18 protein-coding genes are annotated in these 23,351 nt (G+C 46.7%); 7 read left to right on the top strand and 11 right to left on the bottom strand.

Annotated elements, in window-relative coordinates:
• Positions 1-57 precede the first annotated feature (57 nt).
• A complete protein-coding gene (locus CWC22_RS21170) occupies positions 58-552 on the top strand; it encodes a GAF domain-containing protein (protein ID WP_138539070.1) in 495 nt (164 codons plus the stop codon).
• A gap of 22 nt (positions 553-574) precedes the next feature.
• On the opposite strand, the gene CWC22_RS21165 is transcribed toward CWC22_RS21170, so the two are convergent.
• From CWC22_RS21165 to CWC22_RS21140, 6 genes are all read right to left on the bottom strand, one after another.
• Positions 575-1,357, bottom strand: a complete 783-nt coding sequence (locus CWC22_RS21165; RefSeq protein WP_138539071.1) for a substrate-binding periplasmic protein — start codon at positions 1,355-1,357, stop codon at positions 575-577.
• A gap of 18 nt (positions 1,358-1,375) precedes the next feature.
• On the bottom strand, positions 1,376-2,113 hold the full coding sequence (locus CWC22_RS21160; RefSeq protein WP_125557559.1) for a substrate-binding periplasmic protein: 738 nt from the start codon (positions 2,111-2,113) through the stop codon (positions 1,376-1,378).
• A gap of 142 nt (positions 2,114-2,255) precedes the next feature.
• The gene (locus CWC22_RS21155) at positions 2,256-2,882 is read right to left on the bottom strand and encodes a hypothetical protein (RefSeq protein WP_138539072.1); all 627 of its coding nucleotides are present in this window, start codon (positions 2,880-2,882) and stop codon (positions 2,256-2,258) included.
• Between the two features lie 170 nt (positions 2,883-3,052).
• Positions 3,053-5,488, bottom strand: coding sequence for a TonB-dependent receptor (locus tag CWC22_RS21150; RefSeq protein ID WP_138539073.1), 2,436 nt, complete (start codon positions 5,486-5,488; stop codon positions 3,053-3,055).
• Between the two features lie 259 nt (positions 5,489-5,747).
• Positions 5,748-6,458: a helix-turn-helix transcriptional regulator gene (locus tag CWC22_RS21145; protein ID WP_138539074.1), complete on the bottom strand. Its 711-nt coding sequence runs from the start codon at positions 6,456-6,458 to the stop codon at positions 5,748-5,750.
• Positions 6,459-6,515: 57 nt separating this feature from the next.
• Positions 6,516-6,833 (bottom strand): hypothetical protein, encoded by a 318-nt coding sequence (locus tag CWC22_RS21140; protein ID WP_138539075.1) that lies wholly within the window; start codon positions 6,831-6,833, stop codon positions 6,516-6,518.
• A 652-nt stretch (positions 6,834-7,485) separates the two neighbouring features.
• Here CWC22_RS21140 and CWC22_RS21135 point away from each other — a divergent pair.
• The gene (locus CWC22_RS21135; protein ID WP_138539076.1) at positions 7,486-7,965 is read left to right on the top strand and encodes a DUF1203 domain-containing protein; all 480 of its coding nucleotides are present in this window, start codon (positions 7,486-7,488) and stop codon (positions 7,963-7,965) included.
• A gap of 377 nt (positions 7,966-8,342) precedes the next feature.
• Here CWC22_RS21135 and CWC22_RS21130 read toward each other — a convergent pair whose 3' ends face one another.
• Positions 8,343-8,504, bottom strand: a complete 162-nt coding sequence (locus CWC22_RS21130) for a hypothetical protein (RefSeq protein WP_171045115.1) — start codon at positions 8,502-8,504, stop codon at positions 8,343-8,345.
• 801 nt (positions 8,505-9,305) lie between these two features.
• On the opposite strand from CWC22_RS21130, the gene CWC22_RS24585 reads away from it, so the two are divergent.
• A complete protein-coding gene (locus CWC22_RS24585; RefSeq protein ID WP_268253672.1) occupies positions 9,306-9,437 on the top strand; it encodes a hypothetical protein in 132 nt (43 codons plus the stop codon).
• Between the two features lie 131 nt (positions 9,438-9,568).
• On the top strand, positions 9,569-10,189 hold the full coding sequence (locus CWC22_RS21125; RefSeq protein ID WP_138539077.1) for a LysE family translocator: 621 nt from the start codon (positions 9,569-9,571) through the stop codon (positions 10,187-10,189).
• A gap of 3 nt (positions 10,190-10,192) precedes the next feature.
• Here CWC22_RS21125 and CWC22_RS21120 read toward each other — a convergent pair whose 3' ends face one another.
• Both CWC22_RS21120 and CWC22_RS21115 read right to left on the bottom strand, forming a co-directional pair.
• A complete protein-coding gene (locus CWC22_RS21120; RefSeq protein ID WP_138539078.1) occupies positions 10,193-10,846 on the bottom strand; it encodes a hypothetical protein in 654 nt (217 codons plus the stop codon).
• A 34-nt stretch (positions 10,847-10,880) separates the two neighbouring features.
• Positions 10,881-12,311, bottom strand: a complete 1,431-nt coding sequence (locus tag CWC22_RS21115) for a PLP-dependent aminotransferase family protein (protein ID WP_138539079.1) — start codon at positions 12,309-12,311, stop codon at positions 10,881-10,883.
• Positions 12,312-12,397: 86 nt separating this feature from the next.
• On the opposite strand from CWC22_RS21115, the gene CWC22_RS21110 reads away from it, so the two are divergent.
• Positions 12,398-13,777 (top strand): pyridoxal phosphate-dependent decarboxylase family protein, encoded by a 1,380-nt coding sequence (locus CWC22_RS21110; protein ID WP_138539080.1) that lies wholly within the window; start codon positions 12,398-12,400, stop codon positions 13,775-13,777.
• 50 nt (positions 13,778-13,827) lie between these two features.
• Here the strand turns inward: CWC22_RS21110 and CWC22_RS21105 are convergent, their stop codons facing one another.
• Positions 13,828-17,310 carry a PKD domain-containing protein gene (locus CWC22_RS21105; protein WP_138539081.1) on the bottom strand — a complete coding sequence of 1,161 codons (3,483 nt, stop codon included), beginning with the start codon at positions 17,308-17,310 and terminating at the stop codon, positions 13,828-13,830.
• 399 nt (positions 17,311-17,709) lie between these two features.
• Here CWC22_RS21105 and CWC22_RS21100 point away from each other — a divergent pair, with 399 nt between their 5' ends.
• Positions 17,710-19,758, top strand: coding sequence for a winged helix-turn-helix domain-containing protein (locus CWC22_RS21100; RefSeq protein ID WP_138539082.1), 2,049 nt, complete (start codon positions 17,710-17,712; stop codon positions 19,756-19,758).
• Positions 19,759-19,807: 49 nt separating this feature from the next.
• Here CWC22_RS21100 and CWC22_RS21095 read toward each other — a convergent pair whose 3' ends face one another.
• Entirely contained in the window at positions 19,808-21,994 is a 2,187-nt protein-coding gene (locus CWC22_RS21095) for a carbohydrate binding family 9 domain-containing protein (protein ID WP_138539083.1), read from the bottom strand.
• A gap of 169 nt (positions 21,995-22,163) precedes the next feature.
• On the opposite strand from CWC22_RS21095, the gene CWC22_RS21090 reads away from it, so the two are divergent.
• Positions 22,164-23,204, top strand: a complete 1,041-nt coding sequence (locus CWC22_RS21090; RefSeq protein ID WP_138539084.1) for a S66 family peptidase — start codon at positions 22,164-22,166, stop codon at positions 23,202-23,204.
• Positions 23,205-23,351 lie beyond the last annotated feature (147 nt).

The following is a 23,351-nucleotide window of genomic DNA, read 5'->3' as shown; positions in this document are numbered from 1 at the left end:
AGACGTTCAGGCATTTTTAACTATAGTTTAGAAACCACATGTAAATTGGTTAATTGGATGAAAAGTCCACCACTTCCGGAAAACGAAACACTGCGACTGCAAACCCTACATGACTTAAAGGCGCTTGATACCCTCCCAGATTCAGAGCTGGACAGATTCACCGAATTTGTTGCCCACGTATTTAATGTACCAATTGCTTTGATTAGTCTGGTTGATAGCGACAGGCAGTGGTTCAAATCCAAAGTTGGGCTGGACGCTGAGCAAACACACCGGGATATCTCATTTTGTGGCCACGCAATCTGTCAGGAAGGTGTATTTGTGGTCGATAATGCACTACAGGACGAGCGATTTTTTGATAACCCTTTGGTAACAGGGGAATTGAGTATCCGCTTTTATGCGGGTTGTCCGCTCAAACATCCCAATGGCGCTCAGACCGGGACTTTGTGTCTGATTGATTTTGAGCCCAGGGAGTTTAATGAGCATGATGCCTCAATTTTGGAGCAGATTGCTGCTGATGTGGTTGAGCGACTGATCAAATTAAGCCGCGAATAGAGTATACAAGGATTCGTTTTTGTTAATATTGATATTGCCCCTTAATAGACTGGATAAGGGTATCGGGCAACGCTGCTATGGCTGCTTCAAGCTGGCTGGCAAGACGAGCATTACTATGCCGGTATCCAATGTACTGGGGCTCTGAATGAAAGTCCTGCACCAGTATCAATACTGGTAAGTTAAACTTTTTAATCATATGCAGCGCCCATTGCTTGTCGACCAATATGGCGTCGACGCGTGCTGTTGCCAGTATGCTAAAAAAGGTTTTTGCATGTTCGTCGTTTTCTTCATAATAAGAGCGTCTGACTAACCGGGCATTTAACGCTTCTAATTTTCGATACACAGCTTTGGGATAAGGGTATTCGGTTGCCAGCATGATCCTGGGCGTATCAATGCGATTGAAATCATCTGAACTTTTTAATCTGTCAGCAGAGACAGCCAGGCTCAGTTGCCATGATGTTGCGGAGTCCGAAAAAGTTTCCAGCCCGTCAGTCTTGTCGACATGCAGCGAAAAGTCTGTACTGCCATATTTTACATTGGCAATACAGCGTTTGAAGGGAAGCTCAGTGAACTCGACACGACGATTTATGGACTTAGCCGCAGCTTTGATCAGATCAACTTCCATACCACGGGCAACCCCACTTTGATCGATAAAGCTAAAGGGACGCCAGCGTTCAAAGCAGACTCTAATTGGTATTGGGTGGGTATCACGCTCAGGTTGCAATGTCCTGGCGGTGTTACTCATTGATGCCCCAAATAGCGTAAAGATAATTGATGTAATCAGTATTGATTTAAAGCGTGTCATTGGCTCCTCTGAAAAGCGCTAATAGGATTGTGGCAAAAACAGTGAAGGTGCATCTCGACGTAAGCGTCGCAGTGCCTGATTCATACTGTGAACCCACTGAGCATTTACTTGCTTGTTGCAGGCAAACCCCAGGTAGGAGCGAGCTAATGGGAGGACGACCCTGTAGTGTGACGGATCAATACCTGCCCGTTTAAACTGAAAACGGGCGATAATATCGCCATAGGCAATTAAGTCAATACGTTTCAGTTTGAGCATTTGAACCAGCTCAAATCCAGAGGCCAGAAAAACAAGATTGTCGTTATTGACACCAGACTGGCGTAGTAGCTGGTGGCCAATATCGTTTTTTACGACACCAATTTTATAGTTTTTTAGATCTGAGAGATTTGACACCTCGTAGTTGTTTTCTTTGTGCCCGATCATGGCCACCTGATTGTCGATCGATGGGCCGATAAACTGGAATAGTTTGGCCCGTTCCTGAGTGTAAGTAATAGAAAAAATACAGGTTTTAGGGGAGGTCATGGTCATTCGGTAGGCTCTGGGCCAGGGCACCAACATGATGTCTCTTTTGTCCAGAGTCCAACCAAGCTCCCGGTATATGCCATCCAGAATGCGGATTGATAAGCCTTCTATTTCACCGTTGATATGATAATTAAAAGGCGGGTAATCTTCAGTTACCCAGTCCAGATCGGGCGTATTATAGGTCGCACCGAAGCTTAACAGTGGAAATAGAGCCAGTAAACGTACTAACTGATGCATTGCAACTCACCTCATAGTCAGGCTGGTGCTGAATTTCAGCAGAGATCTGCAAATTCACATGATTTCAGTATAGTACGTTGAGCGTAATTGCACGGCTTGTTGGCCTCGTGTTGTACCAATTGACTGCAATATCACGCTTGATTTAAGTTGGTTGATATAACGAAAATACATCATCGGCCGTGCGGTTTGAGTTTGTTTCTAATGGTGCATCCTCGCTGTCGCCCAGCAGGGTGTCGATAGCCTCTTTCAGCCTGGCTTTGAGTTCATCCACTTTGTCTTTTAACTTGTCTTTTTCATAGTCAGGAAGTGCTTTGTCGTTATGTATTTCTTGCTCTGTGAGGTCAAGCATCTCCACTCTAATTTTTAACGCTTTATAGGCGAGAAAATCTATCCCCAGGTTGTTGAACAGTAAGGCTTCATTAACCTCGTGAGGTTCAACGTTCACCTCGATTGGCATTGCCATGATTTCACTCATGGTTTCCTGATAAAGCTGGATTTGCTGGTCTTTCTCTGGCAGGCCTAAATCGACGCGTTTGTAAGCGTTGTCTCTGGCGACCTGGTAATAATTCCTGGCCTGATCAGAAATACCTTGATAATCAACCCCAATGGACGCCGCAATATCCTTGTCCGGTTGTGTTCGCTCGGTTGCATCCAGGGCACTGTTTAGTTGCTGTGTGAAGTGCATCTGTTTATCCAGCTGTGCTTTATTGTGCGCAGTATACTGATTAGAAGAAAAAGTGGTTTGAGGGGGAATCGTGTTGATTTTCATTCGGTAATTCCTTTGCAGAGTCGGGAATAACTAAGCAAAGATTGTACCTAAACTTATTCTTAGGCGGGGTTATCAAAATAGTAATAAAAAAGCGAAATAGGCAGGCCCACTTCGCTTTTGTGTTTTGCTAATGCGTTGGCAATCGGTAACCAGATACCGGAACCTTTGCTTTAGAACTGATAGTTTACAGACAATTTAACGTTACGCTCGTTACCCGGTAAGCCACCCAGGAACAGGGCTTTGCTGTAGTAGTGCTCGTCCGTCAGGTTCTCAATATTCAGCTGGATCTGATACTTGTCACCCTGATAGCGCGCCGCAGCATCCCAGCGTGTATAGCTGTCAATGATAGCGGTTGGCAGACCAAATGATGCTGAGTTTACAGTGCGCTCACCCATATAGCTGACACCCAGGCTGACAGTCAGGTTGTCTATCACTGTTGCAGGCAGCTGATAGTTTACCCACGCACTGGCCATTTTCTCAGGTACGCCTTTTTTCTGCTCAGAGCGTTCCTGTGCACGGATCTCGATAGCATCCTGCCAGGTGGCATTTAGGTTTAAGTCAACTGATTCTGCCAGTGCCAGATTCAAGTCGACTTCTACGCCTTTTGATTCATCTTCATCATCGTAGAAGTATTGCGTGACACTGACATTATACTCAGGATCTTTCGGATCATCGTTATACAACGGGTTGGTGTAACGCAGGTTAGTACGACTGGTTTCAAACCACACAATTGAACCCAGCAGGTCTTCGTCCAGCGCGGTGAAACGGATACCTAAATCCAGCGATTCTGACTCAGAATCCGGGCGATTTGGTGAGGTCGTGTCATCAGACAAAGAGCCCAGAATGCTGTAGGCTGTGCGGCCTTTAGCAATATTTACAAATGCTGATAGTTGAGGGTGAACCTGATAGTTCACGCCAAAGTTATAGGTCATGCCTGAGTCATCTGAGTCCAGCTCTTTGCTGGCCTCTGGTGCACGATCGCTGCCCTTGTGCTGATACGCCTGTTCAATTGCTGAATAGGCAAGACCCGCACGTACGGTTAGTTGCTCGTTAAGATAAAGCACTTCCTGGAAGCTTATCCCGTAAGCATCCAAGGACTTGTCATAGTTGCTGCGTAGTGATGGGTCGTAGTCCATGATATCGCCGGTCGCCCAGTTTGGATTACGAATATCCAAAATATACGGGATAGCATTATCGCCTTTGGCGCTGTCGGCATCATAAATCGACCAGCTCTTCAGGGCCATTTCACGGTTTTCATAGTTTACGCTGAACAGGTGTTCACCCATAATGCCACCCAGGCTCCAGCCCAGTTGTAAATCGGCAAAGTATTGCCAGGTTTTTTCCTCAGCAACCTGGCGGCGATATTCTTGTCGACGCGCGGCAAAAGGGTGCAGTTCGTCATCAATGACTAAAGGTGCACGAGGGTCGGCGTTAATGACACCACGGCGGTCCCAGTAAACATAGTTATATGCGCCTGTCTGACGGGCAAATTCAGAATCATAGCTGCGCCACAAGACTTGTTGCGTCAGGGTTGAGTCGTTATTGATATGCCAGTCGTGACGAAGCTTGATTCTCAGCTCTTCACCTTCATTAGGTTTAGAAAGCGGAGAGATCAAGTTACCATCGCCCAGGTTGTAAGGCTTAAGGCCGTCTGTGGCAAGAATTGAAGTTGCAAGCTGCTCGCGTTGCTGTGCAGTCAGCTGAACGCCCAGGTAGTTTTTGCCTTCTTCATCCATTTGGGGATCGTTTGGCAAGTTTGCTGCGCTGAGCATATCCGGTGTGCCAGAGGTGCTGTCCCAGTTCATGATGCGAACAGGGTCACCAATTGAGTCAATTTGTAATGCGTCATCAATATAAGCGGTTGAAAGTAGAAGCTTGTGACTGGCGTTTACGTCAAAGCTCAGGCTGGCATAAATTTCGTCTCTGTCTGATTGCAGGTCACGATAGCCATCACTGCGTTCATGGTTAGTGACAAGACGATATGCCCATTGATCATTCAGGCCTCCAGTGGCGTCAAATCCAATACCATAGCTATTCCAGCTGCCTGCTTTGGCACTGACCTCGAAAGCATCCTGTTGTTGCGGCTTTTTCTCAACCAGATTGATTACACCACCTGCTGCGCCGATGCCGTATAAGCCAGTTGCCGGGCCCTTTAATACTTCAATACTTTCAACATTAGTCATTGAACGCGTAGGGTTAAAGCTGTTACCCAAATCAGCACCACCGTACATGCCATCATAAGTGTAATTCACACCCAGGCCACGTATGGTCAGGTTGTCGCCGATCCCATAGTTATTACCTGCCTGCCCCAGACCACTGACGTTACGTAAAGCTTCCTGTAAGGTGGTCGCATTTTGCGCTTTGAGCAACTCTTTATCAACAACCACAATGGCTGCCGGCGTTTGCATTAAGGCCATGTTGGACTTAGTGGCTGTGCCTGATTCTAGAATTAGTTTGTTGTGTTTACCGTACACACTAATTTTTTCGATATTCTCGTCAGCGCTTTGAGCGACAACGATTGTGCTGTTAACAGCGGCACCTAACAGGGCGACTTTAACGGCATTGGCCAATAGGTTTGGTGAATTCTTTGAGCGAGAGAATTGCATTTTACACTCCATACAACTAAGGAACCCGGCTTCGGGACTGCAGAGGGAGCGCATACTAACAGTGATTTTAAATGATAACAACTCTCATTTGCGTTTAATAAATGTTGCTTGTGTGGCGAATTATTTGATCTGGTTGATTGGCTGAGAATGAATTATTGATAATTTATTAAATAAAAACAATCGTATAAAAAAAGTACACAGATCAGATGAGTATTTACACTCAGTCGATAATTAGCAGTAACTGGGAGCACATCTGCAGTTAAGGGTTCATCTGAGTGGTGTCTTCGGCGTATTTTGCTTTGACCAGGGCGATATAGTGCTGCAGGTTCTTTTCTTTAGTGAGTTCAAAAGGGTGCGTCAGCAAGGAGATGTCACAGACCCGGTCGAGTCGAAATTCGCGGTAATCATTGCGCAGAAGGCAATGGCCGATAATGGTCCATTTACCACCCCAGTAGACAAGTCCGAGCGGCTCTATATCTCGCTCGCTATAAGCCTCTTTGGCATCTTTATAGTGTAATCTGACCTGGCGTTTCTGAACCACAGCTTCGCGCAATGTACTACTAAACCTTTGATGATCTTCGGTATGGCCAAAGCTGGCGGCAACATAAGGAAAGTCATCAAGCTGTTGTTTAAGATGCTCAGGAAGCGCTGCCTCAATTTTAGCCATCGCGCTGCTGGCATGTTCTGATAAGACTGGATCAGTCCAGGCGCTGGCCATGCGGGTGCCCAACAATAAAGACTGTAACTCCGCAACGGTAAACATCATGGGAGGTAAGTCACACTGGGCTATCAGGTAACCAATGCCAGCTTCGCCCTCGATAGGCACGCCAGAACTTTGAAGATGTTGGATGTCGCGGTATATAGTGCGCTCAGACACGTTCAGCCGTTCCGCAAGTTGCTTGGCCGTAATGGCCAGGCGTCGCCCTTTGAGCAGGTTAACCAGCTGAAATAAACGCTCAGATTTGTGCACTACATTACTCCGGGGAAAAGCCGGGGAATTATCCCGGCATTGATATGCTGAGTCAGGTTACTCACTGCAAGGGGTTTGCGCAACTACCTCAGTTAAGGTGAGTGACAGGCTCTCTTTGTCAATCACCGCCGCAAACTGCTGACATACTTGCTCATGCTCAAATGCCTGTTGAACGCGTTGGGCATCTTCCAACGTATTCCAGTATACAATGTCAGTGTAGACACCGGTTTCAGCATGCTTTGATACGGAGCGGTATAGCAGGCCCGGTTGTGTTTTAACGTAAGCCATAAAGTGTTCATTTTGAATCAGAAAGTCTGCTTCAGTGACACCGTTAGCCAGTTTGAAGGTGGCGATTTCTACGATATTTGTGCTCATGTTTTTATCTCCTTGTTTAAGTTGGTGACAGTAAAACACGCAGCTTTGTCAGGGAGTGTCAGTAGGTTTTTTTAGATTAACTACTTTGCTATCAACCTGCTGATTTTTGTATTTAGCAGGGGTAGTCAGTTCTGTAAATGGCTGGAAAATGCAAAACTACATTAGTAAAATTTTATATAAATCTGAAGGCTAAAAAGTAACTCATGAAAAATAGTACTGTATAGTGTGGCGGATTTTTTGGATTGTTCTTATGGTTATGAACAGGTGATTGCACTCAATGTGTAGTAGCCCATATCTGCTAGCTGGAAAGGTTTAGACTTGACTGGCCGTGATGAGCGAGCAACAGACGAGCAAATCTGGGAAGTACTTTTCTGATTCTCGCGAAAATATTGCTCTGCCCAATGCGCTCTTTCCAGAGTTTGCCATCGACAAAAATTTTGTAGCAATCAAAGCGATCAGTTTTATACAGTTCAAGCTTATGAGATGTAACATTATTTTTTATTAGTGTATGATTTACGATAATTTTTGGAGTTTTATTGGTTTGTCTATACAGAGGTCACTTCCCTCCTTACGAGGTAGCGTATCAGCACCTTACAAGGTAGCGGACCTTGCTATGTCTTACCAATGATCTGTTAGCTATTGAGGGAGTCAAATGAAATATAAAATAGTACCTGTGAGATCGGATTTCTTAGATAAAGTTAGAAATGTAGGTATAGACGATCAAAACCAACCTGTAGAAGTATTGCTAGCTAAAGGTGGTGAACCATGTCGAGATGTGCTTCGTGGCGCAAAGGCCGGTGAAGAACTAATATTGGCCAGCTATTGTCCTTTCACTAAAACAGGCCCGTATAAAGAGTATGGTCCCATTTTTGTATTGGCTAACTCGAAGAGTCAGGAATTTGATGTTAACAAGCTGCCACTGCCAAATGGATCAGCAACTGATTATTTGGGTCACACATTTGTATTAAGAGCATACTGTGAAAACGAGCATATATTAGACGCGAAATTGACATCACCAGCACAAGCAGAGTCAGACCTTGAAGCGTTTTTAACCAATGAAAAGGTAAGCTTTGTAATTGCAAGGTATGCTGCTTATGGTTGTTACAGTTTCAGAGTTGAACGTGCGGCATAGCCAACAATCTGATTAATCTAGCGTTACAAGGACATATATGGAGTGTCCATATATGTCACTTAAAAAGCTCAGCTTTCTACGCAGTTTAAGAAGGTCTTTAATGGTGCGGTCGGGCGAAAGCACGCGATGACAGATTACAGTGAGCACCTTCATAAAGGGCGACGAGCCAACCTGATTCAGTGCGAGCGATTACAGGGTTAACACTTTTTCTTTTACATAATTTCGACTTATCCTAACTCAGGATTGGGTACGTTCTCGTAATATCTGAGCTTGTCTATCTTCCAGCATTTCGATTTTGAAACTGCCGCGAGCCCCAACTCTATTAATATATAAAAAAGGCGAAATAACGCCCTTTTTAAAATACTATTCTGCATATGTTATTTCTGGTCAAAGACTCCTGTGCCTGTTATTACTGTCACAGGATCAATGCGGCCACTATGCGTCATAGGGCTTACTCCAAATGTTTTGGGCTCTGTACCTCCGCCACTTCCAGCACCCTTGATAAGCTTTAATTGTTGCTTCGTAATGTTCTTGAACATGTATAACTCCTTTAAATATTGACTTACTTTCAGAAAGACAATCCAATTCGCCTAGTAAATCCAACTGCAAGCTGGATATAGGGAAAAGAATCAAAAAATAAAGCTACCCTTAAAATTCAGTATGGTTATCAGTATTTTCTAGCAAGCTTTATGAGCTCAGGATTCAACTTCTCTGTGTTTTTAGTTACTAGTGCCATGTTTACAATAAGAATGGCCTGAGATTCAAATTCAATACTGTCTATTACAACTTCTTTTGCTGTCAATTTCATCTGGTGAATTGCATCCGTTAAAACTCTGATATTCAACACGCTTTACAAGCTCCGTCCTTTGTGTTCGTAATTGGCAACATAAGGTCAGGAGCAGACACGCCAAGCGCATCAGCAATAGCTTCCAGCTTGTCTATAGAACAGCCGCTGGGGGATCCAATTAAGGGATTACCATCTTATGTCGAAGACTTCAAGCCAAGTTGGCAGACACTCAAAACTGGTACATGCGCGTGCAAGGCGTTAACCAAGGTGTTGGTAAGTGCGAAAATGCCTCTTAACAAGCTAATTATAAGGGAGTCACGCTATCAAGTACTGGCCATAGTATGTGGTTCACTTTTCTTTACCAATTTCAATTTGGCATGAATAAACAGGTAAATTTAGACCACTGGTTCGTGGCAGGCAGTCATGGTTTTCATGGGCATTTATTTCTCTGCATAAAATGATTGGTATGAACTCTCGGTCACATTTTTGGGGTGGATTTAGGGAATGTGATGTCGCTAAAGTACTGAAATATATTCAGTCAGGGAGAGAGGACATGAAAACTGAAAAGAACAATAACCTCATAGATGTGCTGGTAAAGTGGATCGCTATTGCAGTTGCTACACTATTTGCCTTCAGTGGCATCATTTGGCTGGTCTATATTCTGGTTGCAGGCCGTGATGACTGACCCTGGACGGGATATACGCGCTGCACAAAAAATGGGCAAGTTTAGATTCTCGGTATTTAGGCGCATTAAAATATTGGCCCGCAGTTTTAGCTCGGTTAGAATGAGCGCTTTTTGTAATGTGGGATAATGTGATGGAATTAACGGCTTGGTTAAGTCTGGCGTTTATATGTTGTGTGGGAGCTATGTCTCCGGGGCCAAGTTTGGCGGTTGTGTTGCGTTACAGCCTGTATCATAGTGCTCAACATGGTATCGTCGCGAGTTTGTCTCACGGTTTGGGGGTGGGGATCTACGCGAGCTTATCTTTACTGGGTTTAGCGAGTTTGATTGAGCAATTCCCGTTGGTTTATCAGGGCCTGGTATATGCCGGCGCCGCCTATCTTGCCTATATGGGTTACAAGATCCTTACCAGCAAAAGTAGGGGTATTGAGGTCGCCACTGAGCATGATGCTAAGAGCTATGTTGCAGCGGCAAAAGATGGTTTTGCTATTGCCTTTTTGAACCCAAAACTGGCTATTTTTTTCCTCGCATTATTCTCTCAGTTTATCGACCCTGAAGCGTTAACACTTCAAACGGCGGTGATTATGTGCGTGACGGTGCTGGTGATTGACGCGCTGTGGTATTTCTTTGTATCCGTCGTGACAGCATCAGCCCGAGACCGATTTGACCTGACAGCAAAGCAGGCTGTTATCGATAAGATACTTGGCTGTACATTTTTGCTGCTGGCTGCCCGGGTTGTTTATCAAACCATCTAGCGCTTAGTGCCAGCCATGCAGCCGGACATAATTGCTGACCACAAAGACTTTTAGTGTTGGGCTTGCCACGGTGTAATGATCGAATTTCAACGCCAGTCGATGTGAGCCCCGGCTGGCCACTGATGCGATATCTACATGAATACATTGTCCGTTTGGGAGCATCAGGTTGGCACCGCGCACAGTAAACATGTCTTCATACTGCGCAGCGTTGAGCGGGAAAGTACAGATGCGGGCACCAGTGAGTGACAAAGAATCGACATGAAAGGATGCCCGGGGGAAGTTCAGCAATAATCGGACAGACGGGTAAGGGGTGAATCGCCAGCTACGTGGCATGCCATGACCTTCGACGATATGCGGTAGGTCATCAATAATGGATAGCAGCGTCTGGTGATCCGGATGCCACTGACTGTTATTTTGGCTAAACGCAGGGCTCATTGGCTGAGCTGGAAAGTCAACGATGTTGGCAGTACGCAGATGTGAATCGAGCAGACGCTCAGTTTGGGCGTAACTGGCCTCGTGCTGGGCCAGCTCTTCAAGCAGATCACTGGTAAACGCCTTTAGCTCACTACACAAATTGGCGTGTGCCTGAAATAAATCGAGCTGAGAGGTTTCCACCACCAGGTGAATATAGTCCAGCTCATCCTGTGTCAGATCCATGATAGTCATTACCGCATAATTCGTAGTTTAAAAATTAAGCAGGTTTTGTACCAGTTTTAGTTTCATCTCTGACTGATTTTTGACACCGATTCTGGTCGACGAGTTGAGTAAAACGAACAAGCTGTGATTCAATTTCTGAGCTCAGGCATTGACCAAAGTTCAGCCGAACATAGTTATGATAGAGTTCAGTCGTCGAAAACGCATCGCCACAGAGTATATGAACCTGCTCATCACGCAGTTGTGCCTGAAGTTGCTGAGTATCGACCTGTGGTAACTCAAACCACAATACCAGCCCACCCTGGGGGCGGCTGAGGTTGATGTTAGCTGGCAGCAATTGTGTCAAAATCTGGATGTATCGGTTGCATTGTAAGGCAAGCGTCTGGTTGAGTTTTTTCAGATAACGGGCGTAATGTCCCCGGCTGATATAATCTGCCAGTGCCAACTGGAGCGGTCGGTTACAGCCTAAAGAACGAACCCGGATCAGGTCGCTATAGGTTTGGTGAAAACGTCCAGGTGCACACCAGCCAAGCCGGAACCCCGGCGCCAGTGTCTTGGAAATACTGCTGCACCATATTACCCAGCCGTCTTCATCAAAATGCTTTACAGGCAAAGGCGTCGTGCCTGTGTGGCTGAGTTCTCGATATACATCGTCTTCAATCACTGGAATTTGATACTGCTTTGCCATGCGGGCGAGAATCTGTTTTTGCTGCGTGCTAAGGCTATGTCCCGTTGGGTTCTGAAAGTTAGCGCTGATCAGACAGGCCGCAATTTCTTGCCTGGCCATGGCACTTTCTAACTGGGCCAGATCTATACCATCCTGATTACTTGGGATTTCCAGCACTTGTCTGCCCATTACGCTCAGTGCATCCAGTAAGCCGGTATAGCATGGCGAAGGGATTGCTATCACATCTTGTTCTTTGGTTGTGATCTCCAGCGCTGTTTTGACCGCATCCAGGCAGCCCTGTGTGATGATCAACGTCTGTTCCTGCAACATAAAGCCTTGCACTTGGAGGTGCTCTGACAGGGCTCGTCTCAGTGTTGGCTCACCGAGTGGATCGCCATAATTAAACATGCTGAGGTCGCCTCGCATCGTCCGGTTCAGTGAGGCACGTAGTTGTTGCGTATCTATCAGGTTGGCGTCGAGTTGTGCGGTGGCAAACCCCGACCTGAGTCGCCGTGGTGGGCTTTTTGGTAACGTACTGATCTGGGCATTAAATTGTGCGTGTTCAGTGAGTGGGACTGGATTATGTTCTGAGCAGGGAAAAAAGCCGCGTTTGGGATCTGCGCGAATGTAGCCGAGAGACTCAAGATATCTATAACAGGCCAGTGCCGTGGTCATACTGACCTGATGCAGGGCGCTGAGTTGACGTAATGATGGTAAAGGCTGATCTTGTGGATATTCCCCGCCGTCCATGGCACAGATAAACTGTTCTGCTAATACTTTATACTTTGCCTGTTTGCCCATCTGTTATCTAAAAAATTATATTTTTTGTATCTGTTACCTTTTTTCTATCACGTTACAGTGAGAGCGTAAAGTCAAAAGGAGCCATCATGCATTCATTATTATCTCAGTCGTTACCAACCTACGCTCAGCTACTGGCTGCACTGGAGCTAGCCTGCAATGAGTTTCGGGACTCGCTCGATACCCGCAGGGTCAGCAATTCGAACGTTAGTCTGGAAGCAAGAACGCTCGGCGACCAGCCTGCGGGATTTGAGGCATTCAGCCAGATCTTTAACGATGAAATTGCACCACAACTTTCAGCCAGTAACGGCGGGCGTTACTGGGGCTTTGTCACTGGTGGTGCCAATCCCGTGGCTACTTATGCCGACTGGCTGGTGACCTTGTACAACCAAAATGTATCGAAAGGCGGAGATTCGGTTGCCAGTCAGGTAGAACGTCAGGCTATCAAATGGTTAACTGAGCTATTTGAGCTTCCCGCGGTGTTTGAGGGGGTGATGACTACAGGTGCCACAGCCGCCAATGTGTTGGGCGCAATGACCGCCAGGCAGAACGCCGGACTGAGTCAGGGGATAGACGTTGCAAAAGTCGGGAGCAAAGGTTTGGACTGCACTGTGTTTGCTGCGACGCCTCATGCCAGTATGGTAAAAGCACTCGGATTGGCCGGCTTAGGTCAGGAAACCTGGATCCAGATTGCCCGAGAGCCGGGCACCGAAGCCATGGATATTCACGATCTGGCCCACAAGCTAAGTGAGTGTGATAGCCGTGGAAAAATCGTGATTGCCAGTGCAGCAACGGTGACCGGAACAGATTATGACGACCTTATTCGGATAGCGCAGTTATGTCGCCGACATAAGGCCTGGTTACATGTGGATGGCGCATTTGGTATTTTCGAGCGATTGCTGAATGGTCCAAATGGCAAAACCCAGGGGATTGAACTGGCAGACAGTATCACCCTGGATTGTCACAAGTGGCTCAATGTACCCTATGACTGTGGCGTATTTCTGACTCGTCATCCGCATACTTTGTTTGCAACCTGCAATGTGGATGCACCTTATTTGGCAAATAGTGAAGAGGCGTTTCCTTTTATGTCTTTAGGGATTGAAAACTCGCGACGTTTCAGAGCGCTGCCTGTCTGGGCAACCTTGCTCGCTTATGGTAAACAAGGTATTAAAGTGGAGATCCAGCGTAATGTGGCGCAGGCGGCAACTTTGGCTAACTGGATCAACGCCTCACCAGCGTATGAATTGGTGAAAGCCTGTGAGCTGAATGTGGTTGTGTTCTCGGCCAGCGCTGCCAATACGTATGATACGGAGGTGCTGTTAGCCCAGTTAAATGAAGCTGGTCAGGTGTTTATGACGCCGGGTAGGTGGCAAGGGAGCCCTGTAATAAGGTGCGCTTTTAGCAACTGGCGTACTGAACAACGGGATGTCGAACTGGCCATTGCGGAACTATCCAGGCTAGCAAATTAAGGGGAAATGGCGATCCCTTCAGGGAAGAAGGGATCGCGCATGATTACTACTTATCGGCGCATATCTGCATCAAATCGCATATATGAGCTGGTTGGGTCGTTTTCAGTGGCTGGATCTGGCTCCATCATTTTCAGCACAGACACTTTCCAGCCATCATCGAGCATAGAGCTTGGTGAAATGACATAACCTTCAGCACCAAGTCCGGAAGCTGGGGTGTTTGCCATCAGCATCAATTGTCCCTGATTAACTGACCAGGTAAAGGCGCGTGTTTTACCCTCTGTGACCATCTCCGCTAAGTTCCCGCTGTGGAACTCCACATACATAGTCTGATCGCCATTGATAAGTGCATAGCGTTCATACATCAGAGTGTGGCTATCAAACAGGGGCTGACCAGACATAGGTTTAACACGCTGTACTATGCCCAGGTCATTGCCGTCTTTCCACTGGATCACATCACCGTTCAGGAACATGGCGAATCGTGTGTCGCTGTCTGCGAGCTGGTTCAGTTCAAACGTTAACTCAGTTTGGCCTGTGCTGGCATCATAGCTAAAACTACCGTAGTTGATACCGGCCATGGCAGAGTCGGCGCTTTCATAGTCTGCTTCAAAAAACTTATTACCGGGCATAAATGCTGTTACCCAGATCCGGCCGCTATCCAGTGGATACTCCACATAAGCACCCACCAAGGGGTTATTTGCGTCTACCAGTCGAGTGAAGGTGAACGAGGGCTCACCCTCAACATCAACGGTCAGGGTATTACCATCGATCATCATGGTGTGTTTGAGCGCAGAATCAAAGCCATACGAGCCATTGGCGTCAAAAACCTTATCGACCATAAATTCCCCAGTGCTGTCATTCCAGCTGGCATAACCGACCTCCAGTCCTGCCATCGCATCAGGTGTATCATCCGATTTAAGTTCCATATGCACCCATTTACCGTCGCGGATCACCACCACAAAGTCGGGCTCGTTGGGGTCATACCAGGCGCCGTTAAGTGGGTCGGTTGAGTAAACTGGCACAGGAGGTTGTATCATATTTGCTTTGTCTGCTGCGCCAGTATTGAGGTAGTAGGTCATTTCCTCACCCTGATCGCAGTTGGTATCCAATGGATAATTACAGACCTTAATGTAGTCCCGGTCAAAGCCCTTCAGGTCACTCACCGTGACTGAGCCCGACTCATCCGAATGCAGCTTGCCTGACTTAACAGAGTAAGTACCAATTTCGCTAAAGTTACTGTCACGAATTACCCGGGTAAAGGTGTCATCGTCGCTGTAATTCAGGAAGTAGTATTTTAACTCGGCCTGAAAACCGCCGTTTAGGATGAAGAAAATACGATTATCCATCCACATATAGTCAAATTGAGTTAAGGCCGTTTCAGTTTTCACGTATTTGAGCAAATAAGTAGAGAATGTGCCTGGGTCGAGTATATTGGTAAAGCTAACGCGTACATACCAATTGTTACCATCCATTGAGAGGACATCATAGCTGTTACTGGAGTTAATGACACAACTGTCAGGTGTCGCGCCTTCAGGACATTGGTATACATTACGCCGATTTACATTGTCGTAGTATAAATTGGTGGATAGGGTATTATTATTTACTGCCCAGGACTCAGTGTACTTATTCAGCTGTGAATAGGTAACACCATTTATAAAGTTGTCGAAGAAATAATTTTGCGGCAGGTTTGCCCCCTGGTAAGGAACAAAGCGCCCAAGTGCCATCGCATTATTCAGGGTGACATTTTGTTCAGGCATCATGATACCGGTGCGATGGCGGTGCGTCATTGACCACATTTTGTCTGGTTCAGTGGCCACAGCATCATTGGTGATTGCCCAGAACTGAAAACCACTTTGCAGTGATTTTAATAACCAGTAGGTGAGCGTTTGTGCTTCCATAGTGTCAGTTTTGGCAAGCATAACAACCAGATTATTCGCACTAACTTCCCAGCTGAAATCACGCTCGGTGCCATCTGGTAAGGTCGATTTACCGGTGCCATCCTGGTTGAACATCATTTTACCGGTTTGCGGAAGGTAATACTCGTTGCCGGTTTCACCCGCCATCAGGTAGTACATTTGGTCAAAGTGCCACACTCCCTGCATTTGCGCCGCAGTGGGAGTAATGGTGTTGCCACGCACAACCATAGTAAAGTCTTCCGTGTTAGATACATCCGCATTTAAAACAGTATCATCATCGGCTTTGATCTCATCACGCACGCCAGTCAGGCTGATTGCTTTGGCAAAGTCATTGTCATCGTAAATGCTAAAAGTGGCGGTTTTGTACCGTGAGTAGCAGGTATAGCTCATGCCTTCGGCATTTTTACAACTGTGTCTGGGTGAGAAAATACCGTCACCAAAAACGATACTCACTGCTCCGTCAGTCGCCTGTGTCCAGGTGATGGCACCGCTGGTGTGGTCGGTGAAGGTACCAGTTCCGTCTTCATTTAATGTCATTTCCGTAAAGTGACTACGGAAGTATCGTGTGGAGCCAATCAGATATGAACCAACAATGGAACCTTCACCATTATCAACGAGTTTGTCGTCGTTTTTGATGGATTCTTTGGTGGTATCAATCAAAGTCGGATCCGTGTCGTTGATTGTATTCGTGAGTTCATCAATGGCGCTTTGGTTTGAAACCAGTTCAAAGGTGTTGTTTACACCCGCAGGTAAAGAGAATTTGGTATCGCCGCTGCCATCGACAACCAGTTTTATTAGTGCCGATAAAGTCAGTTTCTCATTGGCATCAACACCGACCAACGCGTTGTTCAGCTCATCCGTTGTTTGCGGCACACCACCCACAGAGCGTGTGACTAGCGCATACTCCGCAGTGGTGACATTGGTGATGTTTACCCCAAAGTTCTCGCTGCTATTGACTATGCCGTCATCACCAGCCTGAGTGGCGACCGTTTCAAAGCTTTCTAGCTGCGAATAGAACTCGACATTCTCCTGGTTAGTTCCACCATTAGCCTGGATACGAATGAGCCGGTTTACGGCTGAATCATCTACATCAAGATGAATCGTGTAAATACCATCGTTATCGGCGGTCGCCGGGAAGGACTCATCGCCTACATATGCCATTAAAGAGGCATTTGCGACTGGCGCATCGGTCACTATACCGTTAAGTGTAACTGACCTTACCAAACGTTTAACTGTGAAGTTTTTCGTGGCTGTGCTGGTTGCGCCGTCGTCATCGGTCACGGTTACTGCGATGGTCATAACAGTGTCCGTGGTTACCTCGGGCGTTGTGAAGCTGACATCACTGGTTGTACTGTTGTTTAATGTGGTAGCAGGGCCTGATGTCACACTCCAGCTATAGCTGGCGATTTCGCCATCGCTGTCTGTCGCATTGGCTTTAAGCGACACAGCGGTTTTCTCCTGCGCTTCGTTATCACCAGTAATACTGACTGAGGGCGCTTGGTTTTCTACGCCAGGGTCAGGATTTGGGTTGGGTGACGGTCCACTATCGGATGACCCGCCGCATCCAGCCAGTATGGCTGTCAGGCCAGAGGCTGCCAATAATAATTTGAGACTTTTCATAAACACACCTGTTCTATTTAGCGAAATAAAATCGCCCTTCCTTTGGTTATTTAGTGAGCAGGGTAAGCATAGTTTATAAGTCGAAAAAGTGAATTTTAAATAGCCGGAAATCTCAGCAGTACTAGGGATACAGACTATTGTATGCAATTCCTTTCGGTAGGATTGAGTTTTGACTGTATTTTGTTCGGGTATGGTGGGTTTTTGCAATGATTCTTCACTGGCGGGTTGCAAAGCAATGAGATGATCATAGACTAAACCCTAACGTGTTTCGTCACGGTTTCCCTCGCTGCCTGCGAGCACAAAGACGTAATAGCAAAAGAATAATAATGAGCCTAAATTTGCCAGCTTTAAGCTACTTGTCGGGTAGTAATAACATGGCTGAGGGTTGACGAGAAATCCATGGATTTTATACAAATTGGCGAGTTTCGCCTCTATCAACAAACCAATGAGCTGATTAACGGTGAGCACAGCATCACACTGGATCCACGGCAGCTCTCATTACTGACATTTTTTATCAACAACCCCAACCGTATTATCGGGCGGGATGAATTGCAAAGCGCAATCTGGCAAGGCGCTATCGTGACGGATAATGCCATAAACAAGCTGGTGGCCAATCTGAGAAAGGTGTTTTGTGATGACCCTAAGGCACCTCAATATATCCAAACCGTGCCTAAACAAGGTTATCGCTTTATTGCGCCGATCAACTCAGGAGTGGAAGAAATCTCAGCTTCGTCAGTTCAATCGGCAAAACAAAAGCCTGCCTTATCGCGCTATCTGTTGTTGGGCGTGCTGATACTGGCCGGCTTGCTGAGCAGTCTCGTATGGCACTATAGTCGCGCACCTTCATTACAATATGGGGAGAGTCAGGCGCTGAGTCGGGTGAGTGGCGGCAAGATGTTTCCTATTGTGCTGGCATCCCAGTCTCATGTTGCTTTTTTAAATGTGACCGCGGACCAAGGGCGTAGTTTGTGGGTGGCTGACTATGATAGTGATAATCGTGCTTTACCACGGTCCGTTGACGCACCTGGTTATCATTTACAACAATTGCTCGGTAGTCAGGGCGAGTATTTGGTTTTTAAAGGCTACTATCAGCAGCGATGTGGCTGGTTTAAAGCCAGGCTGGACCTGGCAGCGCAGCAACTCGCACCGCCCTCAGAAGCATTGTATAACTGTGATCTGATTTATCATGACAGCATTTACGTTGCAGGCGAAGACCGCATATATTCATTGGCACATGAACGCCGTTTCGAACATAAAAACGACTTATATACTTTTGATTTTTCTGGCGATATCAGGAAATTACCAACCGAGCTTGAATCCTCATGGCGGTTGGCTTATTTGGATGCACATCCAGGTACTCGCGAGCTGCTGCTGACGGCACACACAATTGACGGAAACAGCAGTGTGATCACCTATGAGCCTGAGTCTGCACAGCAAGCATTACAGATTTCCCGAACCGGCCTGATGCACGGCGCGATTTGGGACCACGACCATAAGGGCATTGTATTTTCCTCTTCCAGCCCGCGAACTCAGATGTATCATCAGTCTTTTGCCGATAGCCAGCCGATTTTGCTCAGTAGCCTGAGTGATAAAATTTGCTGCAATATTGCTCGCCATAGCAATGGTAAGGACTACATCTTCACAACTTATGACAAAGACATTGAGCTGCAGTGGCTGGAAACGGGCTTTGTGCTGGATAACAGCAATGGACTGGACCGTTCCCCTCGATTAGCGCATACCGACACCGGGGTATATTTTATTTCTGATCGCTCCGGTAGCTCACAGGTGTATTATCAGCAGCCAGAAGAGCAGGCCAGGCCGCTTCCCAGATTGCCGGATCATGCACGTCTGAGGGATATGGCTTTGTCACCTGATGATGAGTTTTTGCTGATCAATCACGATAATCATGCCATGTGGCTGATCCCCACCAATGAGGCACAGCAAGGTAATACCTTATTTTTTGATGGCTATATTTATCAGCAAAGCTGGCTGAGTAATAGCTTGTTTGCGTTGTCTGTGAAGCAAAATGAGCTAAAACGAGTGCAAATTTACAATCGTCAGATGCAGCAGGTTGCGCAGCTGCCTGAAGGCTGGATAACCGCATTATCGGATCCTGCAACGCCCGAGTATGTGTATCTGACAGACATGGAACATGTGCTTTATCGCTTTCCTTTTGCCAGTATTTTGAATGGCATAGATCGGGCGCAGGGAGAAAAAATAGGGGCGCTGGAGCCATTCTCCAATCTGGAGATAGAGAATGGCATAGTGTATCTGATGACCAAAGAGTGGCACGAACTGGCCCGCTATAAACTGAGCGATGAAGGGTTACACCCTTTGTCTCGCCAGGACATAGGTTCCTATATGGGGTTTGATGTTCGTGATGGGCAAGTGATCTATGGTCGTAAAGCGGCTTTTAGAAGCGATGTATACAAGACGATAGCACGTTAACAAGAAAGCGCGTTGCCAGAAGTTGTGCAACGCGCTTTGCGACCAAAGTTTACCATCTATAGGTGTAGTTAAGTTTCACGGCGGTTTCAGAAAATACGGCCTTTTTATCGTGCCAGCCATCCTCTAAGTCATAGCCTTTGTTAATACTCAACTGATACAATTCATCTGGCGCTGGTTCATAGCGTAGTCGGCTAAAGAGTGAGAAACTGTCTGACTGGGTATTATGCTGTAATAGTGAATTCCAGGACCACTCGCTGTTAAAGGCTATATTCACTTTTAGCCGAGTATTGTACATGTTGCTCTTCTCGCCAGCCCGTTCGTAGTAGTACATATGACGGCCAAGTTGCACATATAAGTGTTTATTGGGGCGCGCGTTCAGTGTCATGCTATAGCGTGTCAGATCCGCATCAAAAAAGTCGCCTTTGACAATTCGGCCACTGGCAAAGATAGGCCGATCGCTGGCTGTTTCATAAAACACCGTCCATTGATTGTAATCATACTCACCCTCTGCAAACTGAATGTTGTCACGAAACTTGAACGGGTCTTTGAGCACTTTATTGTACATATCGTAGCTGATGTGAAAATAGTCATGAGATTTGGTTTGTATTATCAAAGGCTGTAAGAACAACTGCTGACCTTTCTTTTCACCATCAGTGTTTTCCCAGCGCTTATAATAGGTTCTGAACTGATAAAGGTTGAGGTTGTCACCCAGCCAGCCTGTTTGTGGGCGTACCCGGTAGTGACTGGTAAGGTGATAGTATTTCAGGTCTGTGCGATTCACAAACCCCATTGCCGGGTTAAAGTCCTTGCCGATATAGCGATACTTGGTGTCCAGATAAAATCGATCATTCGGCATTTTGAACGCCAAGCCATACGCTTTACTGTCACTGTCAGACAGGTCACCTGGCAGGTCGATAGACTGGTAAAAGGCGTTGGCAATCAATTGCTCTTCACCAAATACAATATCGTCAAAGCGGTAATCTATCCCACTGAGTGTTTGACTGGCACTGTCATCGGCAGTGCCATGGGTGAAGATTGCACCCAATTGATGGCGCTCGCCAATGTGTTGTTTGGCTCTGGCGACACTGAGTTGAGTGGTTTCAGCTATGTTTCCGTCGCGTTCCTGGTTGACGCTCAATACACCCAGATCGGTATTGCCAATTCGGCCTGTGAGTTTCGTGCCCCAGTTAACATCCAGCACGCCCGACTGTGGGCCCTGACCAATACGGCGCGAATAAAATGGCATGCCGTTAAAATCATTATCGTCCATTCCACCAAAACGAAATATCTGACTGTCCTGTAAAAAGAAGTCGCGCTTTTCACTGTAGTACTGACCAAAGCGGGTCATGTTCATTTCTATTTCGTCGACATCTGTGCCGGAAAAGTCGGTATTGAGCGTCAACTGACCGGTCAGGCTGGGGGTAAACCGGTAAGTGGCATCCAGCGAAGGCTCAAAGCTGCTCTCTTCCAGAGAGTCTTTGTATGCCAGACCGGGTTTCACTTCAATGCCTTTGCCCTGATTTAACTCGCGTAGTCCGGAAATTGGCGCGGTTTGTGATGCATGCCAGCCTGATGAGTTGGGGTTATTAAGGTTCCAGTATGATTGCACATAGGGACTGGAGAGTTTATGGCGCAATTGTAAACCCCAGTTTGCGGCGTCCGGGTCGAAGGACAATGACTGCATGGGAATGGCAATTTCTACCGTCCAGCCATCGTCCTGTTGTTGGGTTTTGGCGTACCACAGTGTTTTCCATTCTGCGATATATTCAGTGCCATTTACCAGGCCATCTTCTCTTACGCCCGAAGGGGTAACGTGAAACAAGTAGCCATCGGATTTATCATGGTTAGTATCAAGGATCAGGCCAAAATAGTCTTCGTTCCAGACTCGTTCCCCCTGGGTGAGAACTCTGTCCGTGATCGTGTCGAAGGGCTGCGTAATTTTAGCGGCAACATAAAAGAAGTGTTCATCATAAGCAACATACGCCGTGATCGGGTATCTTGGGGTGCCACCCACTGTGGGTCGGAATTCAACAAAATCTGTGATCACTCGTGCATTTTGCCATTCTGTGGGAGTCAGTTCACCGTCTATATCAGGTGCCACACTGAGACGTGGGATTGTGGTGTCGTTTTGCGTAAATTGCTGCCAGGGACGAATGGTCTCCGGTGATTGTTGTGCGTTACCGCAAGCTGCGTATAGAGAGCAAAGGGCTAAGCTTAGTGCGTTCAACTTGTTCATTGTTTTATCCGTTTCGTAAAAAGCTGGCTCTATTGTTGTTGAGGCGAAAACAAAAAGCGTGAGAAAGGCGCGAAATAAGGTGACAAAGTGAGGAAATTGTGTGACAAATACCTGCCTAACGTTATGAATTAAATGGTTTTAAATTTTCAGTATGTAAAAAGGACAGCTTATGCACTATCCAGCCCCTCTTATCTCAGGAAGTACCATTGCGGTTACCGCATTTTCCAGCGGCGTTGCGGCACCTTTGCATCCCCGACTTGACCTTGTCTTGGGTGATCTGGCGCTGCGTGGCTTCAAGGTACTCGAAGGGCGCTGCTTACGTGAGGATAAGTTACATGTGAGCGCATCGGTGGACAGGCGCGTGGATGAGCTGATGCAGTTTTTACTGGACGACCAGGTGGATGCAGTTATGGCGCCCTGGGGTGGAGAGATTGCGATGGATCTCTTGCCCTTGCTGGACTGGCAGGCTCTGAAGCAGGCACGACCAAAGTGGTTGATGGGGTTTTCAGATATCAGCACCGTACTCAGCGCGTTTTCCAGCAAACTGGGCTGGGCAACCTGTCATTGTACTAACCTGATGCAGTTGTCTTTGGCACAAACCGATGCACTGACGGCCGATACTTTCACCCATTTAAAAACGCCAACGGGTAAGGCGTTCACGCAGTACAGCGCGCCTTTGTATGAACAAGGTTATAGCAATTATGCGCAAGACAGTCAGGCTGTTTTTAATCTGACCGAGCCAAGTCGCTGGGAAGTATTGAATGGCGATGTACAGCATACTAAGCCGGTATCGTTTCAGGGACGCTTGATAGGAGGCTGTCTGGACACACATATGCTGATGTTTGGCTCAGAGTACTTTGATCCTCAGGCGCTGCTTGACAGACATCCGCAAGATAAACTGATCTTTTATTTTGAAAATGCGGAACAGTCTCCGACTGCTTACTATCGCGCTTTGCAGAGTCTGAGGTTACGTGGGGCGTTCGAGAATGCAGCCGGTATTCTCATTGGTCGTAACGCGGTATCTGGCAATGCCGGTAAGGCATTTGATGGGGATACTGCGGTGAAAATGGCGCTAGGTGATCTGGCGGTACCTGTTATTACAGGTGTTGATGTCTCTCATATTGCGCCTAACATGGTGCTGATCAATGGGGCACTGGCAGAGGTACGCCAGGGTGATGAACACTGGACTCTGATGCAGCATCTGCGTTAAGTATTGAGTATTAGTTTGGGACGAGTGTGGCTCGTCCCGAAAATCTGTTGCTGGTCGAAAATACTGCGGTTTTCGGTAAAAGGTCCTTCATTTCATTCATATTTTAGTTTTATGGTGCCCACGCTGATTTATTGTTTCAGGAACAAA

It is taken from the genome of Pseudoalteromonas rubra (assembly GCF_005886805.2).
GTDB classification, from domain to species: domain Bacteria; phylum Pseudomonadota; class Gammaproteobacteria; order Enterobacterales; family Alteromonadaceae; genus Pseudoalteromonas; species Pseudoalteromonas rubra_D.
Note: the sequence above shows the minus strand (reverse complement) of the source record. Positions and strands in the feature narration are given on the sequence as shown.

Excerpts from the sequence above, each read along its gene's own strand:
- CWC22_RS21120 (WP_138539078.1), bottom strand. The coding sequence starts at position 10,846 with ATGGATCTGACACAGGATGAGCTGGACTATATTCACCTGGTGGTGGAA.
- CWC22_RS21170 (WP_138539070.1), top strand. The coding sequence starts at position 58 with ATGAAAAGTCCACCACTTCCGGAAAACGAAACACTGCGACTGCAAACC.
- CWC22_RS21125 (WP_138539077.1), top strand. The coding sequence starts at position 9,569 with ATGGAATTAACGGCTTGGTTAAGTCTGGCGTTTATATGTTGTGTGGGA.
- CWC22_RS21150 (WP_138539073.1), bottom strand. The coding sequence starts at position 5,488 with ATGCAATTCTCTCGCTCAAAGAATTCACCAAACCTATTGGCCAATGCC.
- CWC22_RS21105 (WP_138539081.1), bottom strand. The coding sequence starts at position 17,310 with ATGAAAAGTCTCAAATTATTATTGGCAGCCTCTGGCCTGACAGCCATA.
- CWC22_RS24585 (WP_268253672.1), top strand. The coding sequence starts at position 9,306 with ATGAAAACTGAAAAGAACAATAACCTCATAGATGTGCTGGTAAAGTGG.
- CWC22_RS21115 (WP_138539079.1), bottom strand. The coding sequence starts at position 12,311 with ATGGGCAAACAGGCAAAGTATAAAGTATTAGCAGAACAGTTTATCTGT.
- CWC22_RS21135 (WP_138539076.1), top strand. The coding sequence starts at position 7,486 with ATGAAATATAAAATAGTACCTGTGAGATCGGATTTCTTAGATAAAGTT.
- CWC22_RS21160 (WP_125557559.1), bottom strand. The coding sequence starts at position 2,113 with ATGCATCAGTTAGTACGTTTACTGGCTCTATTTCCACTGTTAAGCTTC.
- CWC22_RS21100 (WP_138539082.1), top strand. The coding sequence starts at position 17,710 with ATGGATTTTATACAAATTGGCGAGTTTCGCCTCTATCAACAAACCAAT.
- CWC22_RS21140 (WP_138539075.1), bottom strand. The coding sequence starts at position 6,833 with ATGAGCACAAATATCGTAGAAATCGCCACCTTCAAACTGGCTAACGGT.
- CWC22_RS21090 (WP_138539084.1), top strand. The coding sequence starts at position 22,164 with ATGCACTATCCAGCCCCTCTTATCTCAGGAAGTACCATTGCGGTTACC.
- CWC22_RS21095 (WP_138539083.1), bottom strand. The coding sequence starts at position 21,994 with ATGAACAAGTTGAACGCACTAAGCTTAGCCCTTTGCTCTCTATACGCA.
- CWC22_RS21165 (WP_138539071.1), bottom strand. The coding sequence starts at position 1,357 with ATGACACGCTTTAAATCAATACTGATTACATCAATTATCTTTACGCTA.
- CWC22_RS21155 (WP_138539072.1), bottom strand. The coding sequence starts at position 2,882 with ATGAAAATCAACACGATTCCCCCTCAAACCACTTTTTCTTCTAATCAG.
- CWC22_RS21110 (WP_138539080.1), top strand. The coding sequence starts at position 12,398 with ATGCATTCATTATTATCTCAGTCGTTACCAACCTACGCTCAGCTACTG.
- CWC22_RS21130 (WP_171045115.1), bottom strand. The coding sequence starts at position 8,504 with ATGTTCAAGAACATTACGAAGCAACAATTAAAGCTTATCAAGGGTGCT.